General features: G+C 62.8%; 15 protein-coding genes. 11 read left to right on the forward strand and 4 right to left on the reverse strand.

Going from position 1 to position 16,418, the window contains the following annotated elements; all coding sequences use genetic code 11:
* Positions 1 to 519: 519 nt before the first annotated feature.
* From ACP7A3_RS19065 to ACP7A3_RS19075, 3 genes are all read left to right on the forward strand, one after another.
* Positions 520 to 1,599, forward strand: coding sequence for a replication initiation protein (locus ACP7A3_RS19065; RefSeq protein WP_426256936.1), 1,080 nt, complete (start codon positions 520 to 522; stop codon positions 1,597 to 1,599).
* Between the two features lie 170 nt (positions 1,600 to 1,769).
* The gene (locus ACP7A3_RS19070) at positions 1,770 to 2,972 is read left to right on the forward strand and encodes an AAA family ATPase (protein ID WP_426256930.1); all 1,203 of its coding nucleotides are present in this window, start codon (positions 1,770 to 1,772) and stop codon (positions 2,970 to 2,972) included.
* A 79-nt stretch (positions 2,973 to 3,051) separates the two neighbouring features.
* Entirely contained in the window at positions 3,052 to 4,065 is a 1,014-nt protein-coding gene (locus ACP7A3_RS19075; RefSeq protein WP_426256931.1) for a ParB/RepB/Spo0J family partition protein, read from the forward strand.
* On the opposite strand, the gene ACP7A3_RS19080 is transcribed toward ACP7A3_RS19075, so the two are convergent.
* The gene (locus tag ACP7A3_RS19080) at positions 4,045 to 4,962 is read right to left on the reverse strand and encodes a hypothetical protein (RefSeq protein WP_426256932.1); all 918 of its coding nucleotides are present in this window, start codon (positions 4,960 to 4,962) and stop codon (positions 4,045 to 4,047) included. The genes ACP7A3_RS19075 and ACP7A3_RS19080 overlap by 21 nt on opposite strands.
* A gap of 279 nt (positions 4,963 to 5,241) precedes the next feature.
* Here ACP7A3_RS19080 and ACP7A3_RS19085 point away from each other — a divergent pair, with 279 nt between their 5' ends.
* The 8 genes from ACP7A3_RS19085 to ACP7A3_RS19120 all read left to right on the forward strand — a co-directional run bounded on the left by ACP7A3_RS19085 (position 5,242) and on the right by ACP7A3_RS19120 (position 14,322).
* Positions 5,242 to 6,396, forward strand: coding sequence for a hypothetical protein (locus ACP7A3_RS19085; protein WP_426256933.1), 1,155 nt, complete (start codon positions 5,242 to 5,244; stop codon positions 6,394 to 6,396).
* A 26-nt stretch (positions 6,397 to 6,422) separates the two neighbouring features.
* Positions 6,423 to 7,598 carry a tyrosine-type recombinase/integrase gene (locus ACP7A3_RS19090; protein WP_197939304.1) on the forward strand — a complete coding sequence of 392 codons (1,176 nt, stop codon included), beginning with the start codon at positions 6,423 to 6,425 and terminating at the stop codon, positions 7,596 to 7,598.
* Positions 7,595 to 8,395, forward strand: a complete 801-nt coding sequence (locus tag ACP7A3_RS19095) for a S1 family peptidase (RefSeq protein WP_197939303.1) — start codon at positions 7,595 to 7,597, stop codon at positions 8,393 to 8,395. Before ACP7A3_RS19090 ends, ACP7A3_RS19095 begins: the two co-directional genes overlap by 4 nt.
* Positions 8,388 to 9,083, forward strand: a complete 696-nt coding sequence (locus tag ACP7A3_RS19100; protein WP_197939302.1) for a PD-(D/E)XK nuclease family protein — start codon at positions 8,388 to 8,390, stop codon at positions 9,081 to 9,083. The genes ACP7A3_RS19095 and ACP7A3_RS19100 overlap by 8 nt, the downstream gene beginning before the upstream one ends.
* 11 nt (positions 9,084 to 9,094) lie before the next feature.
* Positions 9,095 to 9,715 (forward strand): hypothetical protein, encoded by a 621-nt coding sequence (locus ACP7A3_RS19105; RefSeq protein ID WP_197939301.1) that lies wholly within the window; start codon positions 9,095 to 9,097, stop codon positions 9,713 to 9,715.
* Positions 9,716 to 9,784: 69 nt separating this feature from the next.
* Positions 9,785 to 10,525, forward strand: a complete 741-nt coding sequence (locus tag ACP7A3_RS19110) for a hypothetical protein (RefSeq protein ID WP_197939300.1) — start codon at positions 9,785 to 9,787, stop codon at positions 10,523 to 10,525.
* A gap of 312 nt (positions 10,526 to 10,837) precedes the next feature.
* Positions 10,838 to 11,818, forward strand: a complete 981-nt coding sequence (locus tag ACP7A3_RS19115) for an AAA family ATPase (protein WP_197939299.1) — start codon at positions 10,838 to 10,840, stop codon at positions 11,816 to 11,818.
* 2 nt (positions 11,819 to 11,820) lie between these two features.
* On the forward strand, positions 11,821 to 14,322 hold the full coding sequence (locus tag ACP7A3_RS19120) for a S8 family peptidase (protein WP_197939298.1): 2,502 nt from the start codon (positions 11,821 to 11,823) through the stop codon (positions 14,320 to 14,322).
* Between the two features lie 21 nt (positions 14,323 to 14,343).
* Here ACP7A3_RS19120 and ACP7A3_RS19125 read toward each other — a convergent pair whose 3' ends face one another.
* The 3 genes from ACP7A3_RS19125 to ACP7A3_RS19135 all read right to left on the reverse strand — a co-directional run bounded on the left by ACP7A3_RS19125 (position 14,344) and on the right by ACP7A3_RS19135 (position 16,350).
* The gene (locus ACP7A3_RS19125; protein WP_426256934.1) at positions 14,344 to 14,832 is read right to left on the reverse strand and encodes a YkgB family protein; all 489 of its coding nucleotides are present in this window, start codon (positions 14,830 to 14,832) and stop codon (positions 14,344 to 14,346) included.
* A 431-nt stretch (positions 14,833 to 15,263) separates the two neighbouring features.
* Positions 15,264 to 16,118 carry a GIY-YIG nuclease family protein gene (locus tag ACP7A3_RS19130; protein WP_197939297.1) on the reverse strand — a complete coding sequence of 285 codons (855 nt, stop codon included), beginning with the start codon at positions 16,116 to 16,118 and terminating at the stop codon, positions 15,264 to 15,266.
* 31 nt (positions 16,119 to 16,149) lie between these two features.
* Positions 16,150 to 16,350 carry a hypothetical protein gene (locus tag ACP7A3_RS19135; protein ID WP_197939296.1) on the reverse strand — a complete coding sequence of 67 codons (201 nt, stop codon included), beginning with the start codon at positions 16,348 to 16,350 and terminating at the stop codon, positions 16,150 to 16,152.
* Positions 16,351 to 16,418 lie beyond the last annotated feature (68 nt).

The following is a 16,418-nucleotide window of genomic DNA, read 5'->3' on the forward strand; positions in this document are numbered from 1 at the left end:
TGCTCGCAGCGGAAGGATTCGTGATTCAAGAGATTCAGATTCAGGGCGGCAAAAGACCTACAATAGCAAGGGCTTAAGCCCTCTTATCCTGACTCCCCGGGGGTGTTTGGCTGACCCGATGGGGGCTGGAGCCTGTCCCGTTGGGGGAGGCTACCTGACCTCGCGGGGTCGTCCTGACCGCTTGGGGGCATGCATCATCGGACGAATCGTAGCAGTCAAAACTGAGCCTCCTAAAAGGAAATTCGCGAGAAATGGCAGATGTTGGGGTGGGGCAGTCAGCTAATGTGCGACTCAGCGAGTTTGCGTGCTTTTAGATGGCAGGGCACAGAATCGTTCCTGACCGCGTGGGGGATCGTGCACCACGCCCATCCTGACCTGACTTGACGAGTGAGGTCAGGTCAGGCAGCAACGACCCTCCCCCGATTCCCACTCGATCGTAACAATGGCATGGATAACGACGCTGGCCAAGTAAACGAGGCAATAGAGGATGCGGCAGAGGGAGTCTCCCCTGGCCGCTCGATGAGAGTTGCCGCAGCACTGAAGGCGAAAGGCGGCGATGAGTTCGCCAAACCCGGCAGCATCATCGAGGTCAAGTTCATCAAGGGCGAGTCGCTTAGCTTGACCGCATCGCGGCTGTTGGCGCTGATGATCCTTACAGCGGGCGGCGATGCTTGGGAGGATCGGCCGCATCGAATGCGCAAGGCCGACATTCGTCGGGGTCACAAGGGCAATGAGCGAATCAGCGACATGCTGGAGGAGCTTCACCGCACTCTCTTCGCTGTGGACGATAAGTCGTGGCGAGGGAAGAAGGCGACGCTGCGGTTCTCCCTGATCTCACGTTCTCGAGAAGAGAGTGAGGAAGATGGTGGCGAGGCGGGGTGGATCGAGTGGGAGTTCACGCCCGACGCCCGGAAGCTGATCCAGGCATCAGAGACTTACGCGGTCCTCAACCGCCAGGCTGTCCTCGGCTTCCGGTCGAGTTACGCGCTCAAGCTCTACGAGCTAGGCGCCCTACGTCTGCATCGCCGGCAAGCAACCTGGAAGGGTGACATGCAGGCTCTGCGCGCGGCGCTGGGAATACCACCTGAGGTGTACACCGACTTTGCCCAGCTGCGACGGAAGGTTCTCGAAAAGGCTAAGGCGGAAATTGACCAGCTAGCCCACTTCAGGGTCGAGTGGCGGGAAACACGTCAAGGTCGGACGGTCACCGAGCTTGAGTTTCGGTTTGAGCCGAAGGGCCCCCCTGCCGTCATCGAAACGGTAAATGAGCTCGACCGTCACGCGTCGGGGAGGAAAGCTCGTCGGGAAGGCACTGTGGAGGCCGTGACGGTAGGACAGGCCGCGCTCACCGCGTTGGCCAAGGCATTGCCGTCGAGCAAACCAGAGGACAAGACATTCCCGAGGGGGTCGCTTCACTTCGGGGAGGATGAACTCTTAGCGATAGGCCGAGCGCACGGCGGTGGCTGGGACATCAATTTGATCGCCGACGCCTATCGCGAGCATATGGGCGCGCGGCTTGAGAAGCTCCGGGGCTCCAAGATGATCGCATCCTGGAAAGGGTTTTGCGAGGGCTGGGTAAATCGCCGGGGACGCCCATAGAAACGCGAATTGCACGCGTGCAATTTGGGGGGTGCCCCCACTCAGTCAGGATAGCCGCCTTCCTGACCTGATGGGGTGTAGAAGCGCGGCCGAACTTTCGAAAGTCCGCGCAATCTTGACCGAAAAGCGCAAGTGGGTGTAGCCCATGCTCAATTGCGAAAGGTGGGCATGTGGCGAACGGACTTGAGATTGAGGAAGCCGAGCGCATTGTCTCGGTTGCCGCGCTTGCCAATCGAACGTCCTCGGTGCTCGAGAAGCTGCGGGACTCGGCGCGAAGCGCAAGAGCCGATGACCGCCGTGAGCCGACCTTCACGATCAGCAAGGCGGCGGACCTCGTCGGGCGAACACCAGCGGCCGTTCGCGACGCGGAGAAGGATGGTCGCCTGCCGGAGCCATTAAGGACCGACACCAATCGTCGCGAGCGCTACACGCTCGCTCAGCTGAACGATATGCGCGGCGTGTTCGGAACACGGCCTTACCGGGCGCCGACTGATCCGTGTTGTGTCGTCGCGGTCCAGAATTTCAAGGGTGGGGTGGGGAAGTCCACTGTCGCGGTTCATCTCGCTCAATATCTTGCGATCCGCGGCTATCGTGTCGCTTTGGTTGACTGTGATAGCCAGGCCTCCGCGACGACCCTGTTCGGCTACGTTCCCGACCTCGATCTGACCGAGGACGATACGCTCTACCCCTACCTGCGGGAAGGGGAGCGCTCGTCACTCGATTACGCGCTGCGCAAGACCCATTTCGATGGGCTTGAGCTCATTCCTGCAAACCTTAGGCTGTTCAATTCGGAATATGAGCTTGCGGCGCGCATGGCTCGCGGGAGCGACGGTCTCCTGGACCGATTGAAGGAGGGCATCGAGAGTATCTCGGACAGGTTCGATGTGATTGTGATGGATCCGCCGCCCGCGCTCGGCGCCATTTCGCTGTCTGTGCTGAGAGCCGCCAACGCTCTGGTGGTTCCGGTGCCGCCTACGGTGATGGATTTCTCCTCGACAGCGGCCTTTCTCTCGATGCTGGATGAAACGATCGAGCAGCTCGCGGAGCGTGGGCTCGCCCCTGAACTCCGGTTTCTTCGCTTCGTCGCCTCAAAGGTCGACGAGAACAAGTCGATGCAGAAGGAACTGCTGCATCTCATGCGGACGCTGTTCGGCCATGCGATGGTGCGCACGCCGCTCAAGGATTCGGCCGAAATCGACAATGCAACGGCCCGGCTGATGACTGTTTACGAGCTCGACGGCCCCGCGACGAGCTCGGCTGTGCGCAATCGTTGCCTAGGCTATCTGGACGGCGTGAATGCGGAGATAGAGGTAGATATCCGGTCGATGTGGCCGAGCCACCAACCTGCGCTGCGCAAGGCCGCACTGGCATGAGAGGCCGAAATTGCACGCGTGCAATTCCGCGAGGACGAAAGACTATTGCACACGTGCAATTCGCTAGAGGGAGGCTCGCATGAGCAGGAAAAACACCGGCTTTGCAGCCGATCTCGCGGCGGGAATCGACCTGTCCGAGGAAGCTTCTCCGCCACGCCGTTCGGGCCTCGCTTCCAATGTGCTGACGGGCCGATCGAACCGGTTGGCAGATCTTGCTTCCGGAGCCATCGTCAATCGCACGCATGAGCTTGTCGATCCAGCGCGGTGTCGGATGTGGGCCGGGCACAATCGCGACTACGCGTTGCTCACCGAGGAGCGCTGCGCCGATCTGATCGAGAGCATCAAGGCGCAGGGACGTCAGGAGATACCCGCGATCGTCCGCCGAGTGCCGGGCGACCCGGACTTCGACTTTGAGGTGATCTGCGGTGCGCGGCGGCATTGGTCGATAAGCTGGCTCAGGGCGCACAATTATCCGGATTTCAAATTTCTTGTCGACGTTCGGGAGATCGGTGATGAGGAAGCCTTCAGGCTCGCCGACATCGAAAACAGGGCGCGCGACGATCTCACCGACTTGGAGCGGGCGAGGGACTATCTGCGCGCGCTCGACGCTTACTACGATGGTCGGCAGAAAACGATGGCCGAGAGGCTCAAGGTCTCGGAAAGCTGGCTCACGCGTTATCTCGATCTGGCCCGTCTGCCAGTGGAGTTGACTCGGGCGTTCGCCAACCCGCAGCAGCTCGGCATTCGCAATGCGATAGCGCTCAAGGCGCTCCTGAAGCCAGAGGACCGCAGGTCAAGGGCGTACAAGGAAGCAGACCGGCTTGCTGCCGAGCAGGCAACTAGCAGCGAACCTATGTCGGTCCTCGACGTCATCAAGGCACTCGCTCTGGCGGTAGACCCCCCCAAGCGGTCAGGATCCCCCAAGAAGTCAGGAAAGCCGGAAACAGTTTCCTCGGCCGGGGGGAAACCAGTGCTGCGGATCGACGGTGTCGACCGCAAAGGCATTCGGTTGACGCTGCTCAGCAAGGGCGGGGCATCGCGCCAGGATGCCGAGGAAGCCATTCGCGTCTTGTTAGATCAGCATTGGGCGTGAGGGTTGTGGCAGGGAGGCGAGCAGCTTCCGAGCGCCTTGCGGGGTAATACCAAGCAGGCGTGAAACAGCATTTGGTTGGAGGCCGGGATAGCAAAGCTGCAGGCGGGCGAGGAGAGGGGCCTTGCTCCGCTTTGTGACCGCGAGGTCTGTCTTGATGCGCGATGCGGCGCGCTCGATCGAATCCAGATCGCGCAAACCGGCCTGCGCCGTCCGACGGATCGCCTGCACCAACGTCGGCAACAGATCTATCGGCGAGGAGGGCAGGAACTTTGGCATCAGGACGAGGGCGGGGATCACCTTTGTCGTGAAGCCCGCGCGATACAGCATCCGCGGTACGGCGGCGGCGATCAGCCAGGTTCGGTCGCGTTCGGGGGGAGGCAGGTTGAGAGCGCGACCATCGATGCTCACAACATCGAAGCCGCTTGGCGTTGTTGGTTCGGTCAGCGCGAACAGTTCGAAGATGCGGTCGGCGACGGCCAGCAGGTCACCGGAAGGAAAGGAGGCATCTGCCGCAGTTCGTAGCTGGCGCCACATCGTCCCGAAGTGCGCAAGGTCCTCGGCCCCATAAGCCTCGGCCTCGGTGCGATCATCGAGAACAGTGCGCAGCACGTTGAGCGTGGCCCGCGCGAGCGGATCTTTGAGGTCGTCGCCGGCACTGAGCGCCAGGTGAAAGATGGCCGCAACCGAGATCGGATCGTTGAGGCCTTCGGAAGCGCGGGGAGGGGGTGTGCGGCCTGCGATCCATTCCTGCAGATCGCGCACCACGATCGGCACTCCTGCAAGACCGGCCAGTGCGGCAGCGCCTTCCAAGCGGGAGCGCGCAAGAAAGATGTCCGCGCACGAGCTGCTTTGCAGTCGGCCATCAAGCCGCCCGAGCAGGAGCAGGCCATCGTCCACGCGCAGGCTTTCCGTTCGGATCACGTCGGGCCAATGCCACGGAGAGAAACCAAAGTCAGCAATTGGTTTCCTCTTGCCGCTGCACATTAGAGCCCACACTCGATAATTGCAGTTATCGCATAAGCATATTTGACGCTAAACTTTAGAATGGGCATGGAAGGCGCCAGGTAGGGACGGGGCGGCGTGGTGACAGAAACGGTTTTCTGGTCCTGGCAGAGCGATCTCGATGGCCGCGTGACGCGTGAGCTGATCCGCTCCGCGCTCGACCAGGCGATCGGCATGCTCGCCGCCGACCTCGACGAAGCCGAGCGGCCGAGCCTGACGTCGGACACCCAGGGCGTCGCTGGTACACCCGACATCGTCGCCACGATCCTGCGCAAGATTGACGAGGCCGCAGTGTTCGTCGCCGACGTCACGCCGATCGCGGTGTCGGTCGAAGGGAAGCCCTGTGCCAATCCGAACGTGCTCATCGAGCTAGGCTATGCGCACCGGGCGCTCGGCGAGAACCGCATCCTGCAGGTCTGGAATACCGCGTTCGACGGGGCGCTTGTCGACAAGCTGCCGTTCGACATGCGCGGGCGGCGAGGGCCGATCCCGTTTCACCTGCCCGCCGGTGCCGATCGCGAAGAACTTCGGCGCGTCCGCGCGGATCTCGCCAAGCGGCTTGCCGACTATCTGAGGCTGGCGCTCGATCAGCTGCCGGCGCCGCTACCCGAGGCTATCCACTGGCAGCCGCATTTCCAGGGCGATCTAGATCTGTGGTTCGATCGCGAAGTCCCCCAAACGGTGACCAGTCGGCACGGGAGCCGGAAGGTCCGATGGGAGCAGCATTTCCCGGGCTATGCGCGGATCATCCCGTCAAAATGGTCGGCCAAGCCAGGGGCGAGGCAATCGCTGATCGAGCATATGGGGCATCCGGCGCTCGTCGCGAGAGCCAATTCGTTCAATTATGGCATGAGCCAGGGCGGTGCGATGGTGTATTGGCCACGGGCGCCGGAGGACGATGTCGATCCGACGCTCGCCATTACGCAGTGGTTCGAAAAAACCGGGGAAATCTGGGGAGTCGCCGGCGGCTTCCTTTTCCAGCGCGAGGGTGAGCGGCTTACCTTGTCGACCGGTTATTTCTTCAAGCAATGGGTACATTTTCTCGAGCGTAATTGTGCCTTGGTGTTGGCCCACGGGGGCTCGCTGCCCATCCATGTCCGCCTCGGCATCAGCAACCTTACCGACAGCTGGTGGCCGCAGGGACCATTTAGCTTCCGCGATGAGGGATATGCCGCGGTTGAGCTAGCCTATGAGTATGACGGCCGGCTCACGTCGATCGAGCCGGAGGCGGTCAAAGCAGTCGCCGTTTCAGCATTCAATGGGCTCGCAGCCGTCTATGGCCAAGAGCCGTTCACGTTCGATGAAATCATCGAGATGTCGAAGCGCTGACAGTGACCCAGTACCGACTTTCCCCGATGCTGCCTGCCGCCAACGACGATCTGCTGTGGCAGCTTACCAAGTTGCAGGTCGAAAAACCAATCACGATCAATGCCGATCTGATCGCCGCTTATCAGGCCGCCTCGTCTCCGCACAGCATTAGGGCGCTCAAGTCCGACCTCGAAGCTTTCGATCTTTGGTGCCGTCGTTCGCGGTACCAATCGCTGCCGGCGACGCCAGAGATGGTCGCAAGCTATCTCGATGCACGGGCAGGGCAGGGGGCAAAGCCCGCCTCTCTTGGCCGCTACAAGGCGTCGATCGCCAAAATCCACCAACTGCTCGACCTTAAGGACCCGACCCAGGCAGAGCTCGTCAAGTTGCGATTGCGTACGATCCGGCGAGAGAAGGGCACAGCTCAGGCTCAGGCACGCCCGCTGCGCTTCAAGGGGCCCGTAAAGGATGTCGAGCGCGACAAGCCCCGTGGGATCAATGTGAGGGCGCTCCTGGAGGCTTGTGCGGATGATTTGCCGGGGTTGCGGGACCGAGCACTGCTATCGGTAGCCTATGACACTGGACTGCGCGCTTCAGAGCTGGTCGCGATCGAGGTCGAGCATATCCTCGAGGCGCTCGATCCCGAGGCGCGGCTGCTGGCAATTCCGCGGAGCAAGAGCGATCAGGAGGGGGAGGGGGCAACAGCGTTCCTTGGCCCGCGATCGGTACGCGCGATCACCGCGTGGACCGAGGAGGCTGGCATACGCCATGGGCCGCTGTTCCGCCGCGTACAGGTCCGGCGTTACAAGGCACGGCCTGCCGTGAAGGGACGGAGCATTGACAGTATCACGGGGCGGGAGACCTGGGACCTGCGCAAGACGCTGTCGCGGCCGGCAGTGCCACCTCGTACCGAGTATGACATTGGCTCCGTCGCGCTTCACCCCGCCTCCGTCGGACCCATCTACCGGGCGATGATCCGACGCGCATTCGACAATGGAGCGCTATCCGATCTAACCGCTGACGATATCGTGCGGCTGCTGAAGGGGGTGAGCGCACACTCGACCCGGGTCGGGCTCAACCAGGACCTGTTCGCGAGCGGTGAGGACCTTGCCGGGATCATGGACGCCTTGCGGTGGAAGAGCCCGCGCATGCCGCTAGCCTACAACCGCAACCTGGCGGCCGAAGCCGGTGCTGTGGGTCGCCTGCTGGAGAGGTTGAAGTGACGGCGCCCGGGATCGACACCTGCTCGCTGGTACCCTTGTACGTCGAGGCTTTCTTCGGTGAACAGCTTCTTGGAGGCGCGACGGCATTCCCTTGGCTGCGGCTCGATGGACGTCTGTCCCTGCTGACCAACTGGCACGTCGTCTCCGGCCGCAACAGCGAGACCAACGAAGTCACGCATAGGAAGGGCGGCATCCCGGATCACCTGCGGGTGTACGTTCCCTTGAACGATCGGGATCGACCGCCGCTGATCGTTCGGGTGCCGACCATCGACGCGGACGAAGAGCCGCTTTGGGTCGAGCATCCAAAACACGGTCGCGCTGTAGACATCGCCGCTCTGGACGTAGAGTTGCCGCCGCCCGGCGAAGCTTCAGTAATGCCGATGAACGTCATTCCCACCGTGGCGCTCAAACAACGGATCGGGATGCCGATCTTCATCCTCGGCTATCCGTTCGGCCGCCTTGGCATCGGGCTGCCTGTCTGGAAGCAGGCAACGTTCGCAAGCGAGCCATTCTTCACCGCGAGCAAGCACCAGCGATACCTGATTGTGGACTCCGCTTCGCGGCCGGGCATGTCCGGCTCGCCGGTCATCCAGAGGGCGCATGGTCAAGTCGAGCTGGAGGGCATGCATGGCCGCATTCAGGCCGGCGATGGCGCCGTAAACTTCATCGGTATCTACTCAGGCCGGTTTCACACCAACGATCCGTCCGACGCCCAACTCGGTCGCGTATGGCCCGCGGTACTGGTGAGAGAAGTTGTCGCCGCGGCCGAAGCCCGCGCAAGAGCTCGCTTTGACTGACGGCCTCCAGCCGAATGCACTCGAGACCGCCTTCCTGGCTCTCCGTGCCGTGCTGCCAACCGGGCAGCCTCGCGCCCCTAAGCAACTCTATGCGCTCGGCGACCTGCAAGCTGCCTTCCAATCACTGAAAGGCCCGCTCGCCACCGTCAAGGCGCGGGGCGGTCTCATCAATCCCTGGGCGCTGGCGGGCTTGGGCCATGATGAGGTGCGTAACGCGAGCGCGTTGGCCGGGCTTTGGATGACCGAGTTCGGGGGCGAGACGTCCAGGATGTTCCTCGCGCACTATCTTCGCGCCGCGCTGCCAAAGACGGACTGGTCCGAGACGCTGGGCGCGGGGTACCGGGTCAGCACTGAAGTCTGCCCGATGGGCGATGCTGCCGACCGAGTGGACCTCATCATCGAGACCAGCGTCCATCTGATCGGCATCGAGGTGAAGATACGCGCCGGCCTCGGCCGCGATCAGCTCGATCGATACAAGGCATCGGTGTTTCGGCGGGCGGAGCTGCAGAAGCGATCGGCGCGGATCGTGTTGCTGGCGCCGTTCTCGGCCGACGTGTCGGAGGTATCGTCGACAGGGTGGTTTGACGTTGCACGCGCCGCTCGAACGGCAGCCGGCGTGACGGTCGCCGGTAGATCCTTTGTACAGCAGATGATCGCCGCATTTGGCGAGCATGTCGAAGCGTTTTAGGAGAGCTGATCATGCCGGAGCCCGCCGTCGGCGCGGTCATCGTGAGCCATATCGATGAACTGGAGGCCGCCCTTCGATACGCTCACAGCACGATGGAGCCCATGCTCGAAAAAGTCGTCGCAGCGCTAATCGACGACAAGCGGCGTGCTCTCGGCTGGGCGGGCGAGGCACCGGCTGATTTCGACAAGACGCAGTGGTTCGCGCCTGAAGAGTGGCGCATGCCAAAATCAGACGAGAATGACTGCTATCTATCCTTCGTGCTGGACACCGTCGCCTGCCTGGATGGTCACGAGCCTGAGACGTGGGTGGGCACGATCGCAGGCTTCGCTGGCGCTGGTATCCGGTTATCAGCAAGCACGGATGCCCTCGGCCAGCGCGACTGGAAGGCGCTGTTGAGGTCGCAAGGCCCCCTGATCGACGAGCTCGTGGATCGAGGCTTTCTCTGTGATCCCAAGACCGGTGTTGTCGCATTGACGATCCCGGTCAGCAAGGAAGCGCTGGTCGCGGGGTTTGAGGAGGAGGAGTTGGAATCTGCGCTCGAGCCGCTCGGCCTAGCGATCGATCGTATTCATGCGGCGAGGACCACTCTGGATCGGCTGGTGGAAGCGATCAAGGCGGCGCGAAAGCCGTGACCGCCCGCTGCGCCCTGTCTGGACCTGCAGACCAATTCTTTGCGGCTGGCTGAGTTGTGAGGGCGAACCTTGCTCCTCGACTATGATCACCCGGCAGGCTGGCCGCCGGCGGTGACCGCCTTCCTCGACGAGCATCTCGATGTGTTGGACGATTGGGTGACGACACAGCGCTTCGCCACCGGGAATCAGTATGACCGGTTGGTCGAGCAGCTGGGCGAGCTGCTGAGGTCTCACCAGATCTTGGCCTGGCATTGCAGCCGACTTCTACCTCATGAGCGGAGGGCCATTCTCGAAGCGGGAATGAGCCTTCCGAGCATCGACGGGCTAATGAGGAGGATCGATGCGGCGGTGTCGTCGGGCGCGTTCGTCCCCGAGATCGCGGGGCAGTTTCGACTTCGTCACCAGGCTCACTCACCGACGCGAGCAGGACGGATTTGGTTCCTCTTCACGCGGCCGCACAACGACGACGGAGTTGAGGATTTCTTCCGGTTTTGGGGCGGCGAGTCCCTCTACGCGGCGATCGACCGTAACACCGAACTCGGGCCGATCCTCCGCTCGACGGGTTTGCCTTGCGTGGTGGAAGCGGCAATCCCCATGTCCTATTTCCAAGATAGCCTTGGCTATGAAACGCACATCATGCGCCAGTTTTGTAGCTGGCGAGCGGGCCGGTCCTACGATGGCGTTCCCCATGATCGCGCGCTCGCCCCGGTACCACCGCACATGATCCGACGGATCGTGACATTTGATGATCCGGACTTTGCCGTCCTGAGCGGCTGCGGCAACTATTTTGAGCCGCTTACGATCGCCTAAGGGCCGCAGAAGAATGGCGATGACGCATTTTCGGCGCGCGGTGTCGGCACCTGCTGCGGCCTTTGCGCCTACCGTGGAGCCCGTCGGCCGGCTCAAAAAGCGGTTCGAATGATAGGAGATCGTGCCCTGGACGGCCATCGAAGCAAAGCCTCTGCCTCGGCGACCCAGCTGCGGATTTCGTTGTCACAAAGAAGGAACGACGATAGAACGGTAACGACTTGGGGGCAGTCGATCAAAGCGCGTCTTCCGAGCGTTGCCACAACCGACAGCGCGAGATGAGTGCATGAGAAGCGATGGAACAGGCGATCTGCGGTGACAAAAGCCACCCACCTTGTCGCGCTGCTGCAAAGTCACATCGATGGCGATGAGGAGCAGTTCCTGACGGTCGCGATGCAGGCAGCCGCCAACGAAGCGCGTCTCGGCCACGGCAAGGTCGCCCAGCAGCTGCGCGAGATGGTCGATGATGCACGCGCCCGCGGCAAGATAAAGGGGCGCACGCGCGCCGTCCCCCTGGTGCAGCCGCGCGGCGAGCTGGCGAACCTCGTCGCTGCCAAATATGTCGATACGCGTCTCTCGAGCATGGTGCTTCCGCTTGAGCTGCGCGACCGGTTGCAGCGCGTGATCGTGGAGCAGCGGCAGGCGCACCGGCTGCATCAGCATGGCCTGCAACCCCGCCGTAAGCTGTTGCTGATCGGCCCGCCTGGAGCGGGCAAGACGATGACAGCGGCAGCCATCGCCGGCGAGCTCAAGCTGCCCTTGTTCTCGGTCCTCCTCGACGGACTGTTGACCAAATTCATGGGCGAGACCGCCTCGAAGCTTCGTGCGGTCTTCTCGGCGATGACCGAGACTCGCGGTGTCTATTTCTTCGACGAGTTCGACGCGATCGGCGCCCGCCGCAGCGAGCGCAACGACGTGGGTGAGATACGTCGCGTGCTCAACTCCTTCCTGCAGTTTCTCGAAGAGGACGACAGCGAGGGCTTGATCGTCGCGGCGACCAACCATCCTGAGCTGCTCGACCCCGCGCTCTTCCGGCGCTTTGACGATGTGATTGAATATGCCCTGCCGGACGCGCAGGTGGCCCGTGCGATCCTCGAAGGCCGGCTGTCGACCTTCGACACCACCTCGGTCTCCTGGGATGAGGCGACCGCACAGGTTGAGGGGCTAAGCCAGGCTGACCTCGCCCGGATCGCGGACGAGTCGGCGAAGCGGACCTTGCTCGCAGGGCGTGAGCGCGTGGAGACCTCAGATCTTCTCGCCGCGATCGACGAGCGAAAGGCAGCGGCCCGACGGTAAAGATGGCAGACGAGGAAGCGCGGCCGCATCCGCATATCTACCTGCAGGGAACAGGGGCGCGCCAGGGGTACACAGCCTATCAGGCGGGCGGCGACGGTGGCGGAGGACCGCCGCAGCGCGATCGGGCCGGTCATGCGAATGCCTTGACCCAGGCCCTGACCCAGGTGGTGCAGCAAGGCGAGACGATCCTCGCGAACCGTGAGCCCGATGTGGCTGCCGGCGTGAAGGGCTTCTACGTCGAATTCACACTGCCCGTGGGCCAAGCTGACATCGTCGACAAGCTGGAGAACCGCCGCGGCCGTTTTCCCATTGAGCTGGTGAACGTACACCCTGCCGAGGAGGGGCTTGTCTCGGCTACCGTGTTCGTGCCCGAGAAGCAGAGGGACTACTACCTCAAGAAGGTCGCGGCCTATCGCGACGAAGACAAGGTCAGGCACAAGACCCTAGGCGACGGTTCGGTCGAGGAGATCCGCAAGCCGAAGAACCAGCGCCTCGTCGCGTCGATCGAAACCGCGCGCCTGGCGGTTGCCCGGTCCTTCTACACCGATCAGGCGGACCTCTTCCCCGCGCCGGGCGTCGAGACTTGGTGGGAGGTCTGGGTCCGCAAGGGGACGAAAGGATCGTTCGACAAGGCCGCGCAGGCGCTTGGCATGGCGACGCGCGAACACAGTCTCGAATTCGCCGAGCGTGATGTCGTCGTTGCGAAGGGCACGGCTGAACAACTCGGACGAGTGATCGCCAACACCGACAGTGTCGCCGAGCTCCGCCTCGCACGCGACACGCCCTCGCTTTACATGGGTATGGACGGTGCCGAGCAGCGGACATGGAGCTCGGACCTCGCGGGCCGGCTCGTACCGGTCGGCGGCGAGGTTCCAGCCGTCTGCCTGCTCGATTCCGGAACCACCATCGGCCATCCCCTGATCGCGCCCTATCTGCTTCCGGCCGACCAGCAGGCCTTCGATGCCGCCTGGAATGTCGAGGATGTCAGCGTTCAGGGTCATGGCGGTCACGGCACGCAGATGTCGGGGACGCTGCTGTACGGCGACCTCATGGAGGTGCTTGATGGGGTGGGTCCCGTGATCGTCCGGCACCGGCTCGAGTCGGTCAAGATCCTGCCGGATCATGGCGCCAACGACCCGGATCTGTATGGGGCGATCACCGCCCAGGCGATCGCGCGGGCCGAGATCGCAGCACCAAACCGGCCAAGGGCTATTTGCCTTGCGGTCACCAGCTTGGGCGATCACGGCCGAGGGAGGCCGTCGGCCTGGTCGGCGAAGCTCGACGCGATCACCTTTGGCCGTGACGAGGTGCAGCGCTTCATCGCAGTTGCTGCGGGCAACATCCGCGAGGCGATCGTCGCGGCAGACTATCCCGTGCGCAACGATACGATGCCGATCGAGAGCCCGGCCCAGGCGTGGAATGCACTGACCGTCGGAGCGTATACCGAGCGCACGCTGATCTCGGATCCGACCTATGCCGGCTGGACCGCGCTTGGAGCCGCCGGTGACATCATGCCGCGCAGCCGAACCTCCGTCAGCTGGATTCGCGAATGGCCTCTTAAGCCCGACGTCGTCTTCGAAGGCGGGAACATCGGACACGATCCGGCGACGGGGCAGGGCGACCATGTCGATGACCTCGCATTGCTCACCACCTATCGCACGATGGCCGAGCGGCCGTTCACGACGACAGGCGATACCAGCGCGGCGACCGCGCTCGCCGCTCGAATGGCGGCACAGATCATGGCGGAGAAGCCGGCATTGTGGCCCGAAACGGTCCGCGCTCTGATCGTTCATTCTGCAGAGTGGACCGCTGCCATGCGAGCTCATCAGGGCGCCATCGGCAAGCCCGCGCTCGTGCGGCGCTACGGTTTTGGCGTGCCGTCCTTGGTGCGCGCGCTCGGCAGCCTCGACCACGATGTGACCCTCGTCAGCGAAGACGAGATTGTGCCGTTCAAGATGAAGGGCGGAACATCAGTGACCGATGAGTTGGCGGTTCACCAGCTCCCATGGCCGCGCGAAGCACTACTGGCTCTTGATCCGGCGACGCTCGTCCAGCTGCGGATAACGCTGAGCTACTTCATCGAACCGAACCCTGGCGAGCGCGGATTGTCGCGGCGCCATGTCTATGCGAGCCATGGTCTGCGCTTCGACCTGAAGCATGCGGATGACTCGCTAGACACCTTTCTCCGGCGGCGGACCTCGGAAGCAGGCGCTCGGCCGGCTAAGCGCGCGGCATCGGACACCGGCTGGGCTGTGGGTCCGCAGCTGCGCAACAGGGGATCTCTGCACGCGGATATCTGGGAAGGCACCGCGACAGAGCTTGCCGCTCGTGACGCGATTATCGTCTATCCGACAGGCGGCTGGTGGCGGGAGAACGTCGCGCAAGGTCATGTGGGCGAGGCGGTGCGTTACAGCCTTATTGCCAGCATTCGTGCGGCACCGGGGACAGAGTTGTACACCGAAGTAACGGCGCAGGTGGCGCCCGAGGTTGCGATCGAGATTTAGCCGCCCACGGCTCAAAGAGGATTAGGATCCACTATTCCGCTGCTGATCGAAGGAGTTCAGAAGAAGGACGAGGGACGCGGCGATCAGCACCGTGTCCTTGAGCAGGAACTCGCCCGGTACTGTCGAAATGGCCGGGAACCCGCCCGCGGATGATTCCGCCACTCCTGGCGTGGTGACGAAGAAGGAGAGCGTGATCAGGGAGAAGCACATCGACATGGCTGCTCCGAGCGCCGAGAACAAAGCGCTGAAGGCTCCAGCAGTCAGGGCGAACGCAGTCGCGAGCTGTATGAAACCAATGAAGTTGCTCTCGCCCTGCACCCCGAACATGCTCAGCCAGCTTAGGATTGGACTTTTGGCAATGACCGGAGCGATGTTATAGGCCTCGTAGGCTGTGAACTTCATGGCACCGGACCAGAGCAGCACTAAGACGAGCGCCCATCGCAGCAGAGCCAGTTCCCCCCCGGCGCACTCAGCAATCAGAAACTTGGACTTCATCAAGTACTGCATCATGCCCGGCTCGTCTCGCCTGGCTGCACGGATACGCCGTAGAAGTTCGGCGCGGCGCATGATCACGGACGCCTCGCGAAGCAGGTCTTGGCCTGCCCGCCGCATTCTAGACCGCATCTGCTTGGAACGAGGAGATGCCAACCGAAAGTCCCGACTAATATGCGTGACGCATATACAGCACCGCTTATTGGCTGTCGATCCGTCCGTCAGGGTCGATGAATCTGTAGCGCTCGTCCGACGTTATGAAGCCGACGAAGGAGCGATCCCGCCGTTTGCTCCGCGCTGCGACCTCTCGTTCAGTTCCGCTTCCCCGTCGCCCTCGCGCAGATTGTGCGCTTCGTTGGTCTAACCGGTGAGTTCGAGGAAGTCAGTCGTTGATCTCATTCCGCACAACGACAGGGCAACTTGCCGCTGCGCTATCGCCAGCAGCTACCTCAGTTTTTTTCTAGCGAAGGTACTAGGACGCCTGCGGCTTCGAGCATGCGCTGGCCCATCGTACTTACGATGAAGCGGTAGCCGGTGGGGGTAAGAGACAATGTCTCCGCCCCAGTGGCACCATCGGCGATAGTCGCCATGCCGCTGGACAGGATGTCCCGGCCGACCCCGTTCTCGATCGACATCGCTATGCCATCGACGATCATGAGGCGCGGGATGGCCGTTCCCGGCTGCAGGAGCACGTGATTGGCTACCGCCGATGCCGTGAGGGCCGCCGCCTGCCTCTGGCTCATCGCAAAGTCGGTGCGGTTCGCGTGCAGCCGCTCCGGCTTGAACCGGCTAAGTGGCTTCACCGGCACCGACTTCACCTTGCAGAGCGTCTGGAACCAGGTGTTGGCGGCGCGACGCTCCTCGTCCTCCGCTTCGCCCCAGAGCGACTGCCGGCGTCGCTCGCGCGATTCCGGAGAGGGATTGGACGCACCCTCGCCGCCATCCGTCTGGTTCGTGAGAGGACCCCGGCCCTGGTCGTGACGCCCGAACGTAGCTATGAGGTGACGCTCCCGTACGTGAGCCTCCGTTTCAGTATCGAAGCTGCTCTCGATGCAGTAGCCGATCGCTTCGCCCCTGCGGTGCATCGCTCGCAGCAGGTTAAGCTTGTGGGTGAGCCTCTCGGTCTTGCGCGCCTCAGCCTCGTGGTGGAAGCAGCGGTTCTGGACGCCCTTGCCAACATAGAACGGCGTTCCGTCGGAGCGACATAGAACGTACACGTAGTGCGGGCCGGCATTCGTCAGTCGGCCGCGCGCGGCGACCTCGTCCTCGATCCTTTCCGCCAGCACCTCGATCCATGCGGTCACGACGTTCGGAGCTCCTGTCGGCTGGCCGGGACTAGCTCTTGGGCGTGACCCAGACGGACACCGGTACGACCACCTTGCCGGGTGCAGGCTTGCCGACCTCCACCCGGTCCGCCGAGACGAGCTCGCCCGTCTCAAGCGTGAACGAGGCCCATGGCTTCGGCATGCGTCCGAACGTCATTTTCTGGATGGGCTGACCCGTGGTCGTATTCATGATTGTCGTCACGACTGGCATCAGTCGCGATTAGCCGCGGGCGCAATGGGCTGTCCAGCTTAGCTGCACACATGCTCCCGACGGAGAAG

The sequence above is a fragment of the Sphingomonas sp. DC5200-1 genome, assembly GCF_049897245.1.
Taxonomy (GTDB): domain Bacteria; phylum Pseudomonadota; class Alphaproteobacteria; order Sphingomonadales; family Sphingomonadaceae; genus Sphingomonas; species Sphingomonas aquatilis.

Bases quoted from the DNA above. Each gene is read 5' to 3' on its own strand.
- ACP7A3_RS19065 (WP_426256936.1), top strand. From the start codon at position 520: ATGAGAGTTGCCGCAGCACTGAAGGCGAAAGGCGGCGATGAGTTCGCC.
- ACP7A3_RS19075 (WP_426256931.1), top strand. From the start codon at position 3,052: ATGAGCAGGAAAAACACCGGCTTTGCAGCCGATCTCGCGGCGGGAATC.
- ACP7A3_RS19085 (WP_426256933.1), top strand. From the start codon at position 5,242: ATGCTCGCCGCCGACCTCGACGAAGCCGAGCGGCCGAGCCTGACGTCG.
- ACP7A3_RS19090 (WP_197939304.1), top strand. From the start codon at position 6,423: ATGCTGCCTGCCGCCAACGACGATCTGCTGTGGCAGCTTACCAAGTTG.
- ACP7A3_RS19105 (WP_197939301.1), top strand. From the start codon at position 9,095: ATGCCGGAGCCCGCCGTCGGCGCGGTCATCGTGAGCCATATCGATGAA.
- ACP7A3_RS19120 (WP_197939298.1), top strand. From the start codon at position 11,821: ATGGCAGACGAGGAAGCGCGGCCGCATCCGCATATCTACCTGCAGGGA.
- ACP7A3_RS19125 (WP_426256934.1), bottom strand. From the start codon at position 14,832: ATGATGCAGTACTTGATGAAGTCCAAGTTTCTGATTGCTGAGTGCGCC.
- ACP7A3_RS19135 (WP_197939296.1), bottom strand. From the start codon at position 16,350: ATGCCAGTCGTGACGACAATCATGAATACGACCACGGGTCAGCCCATC.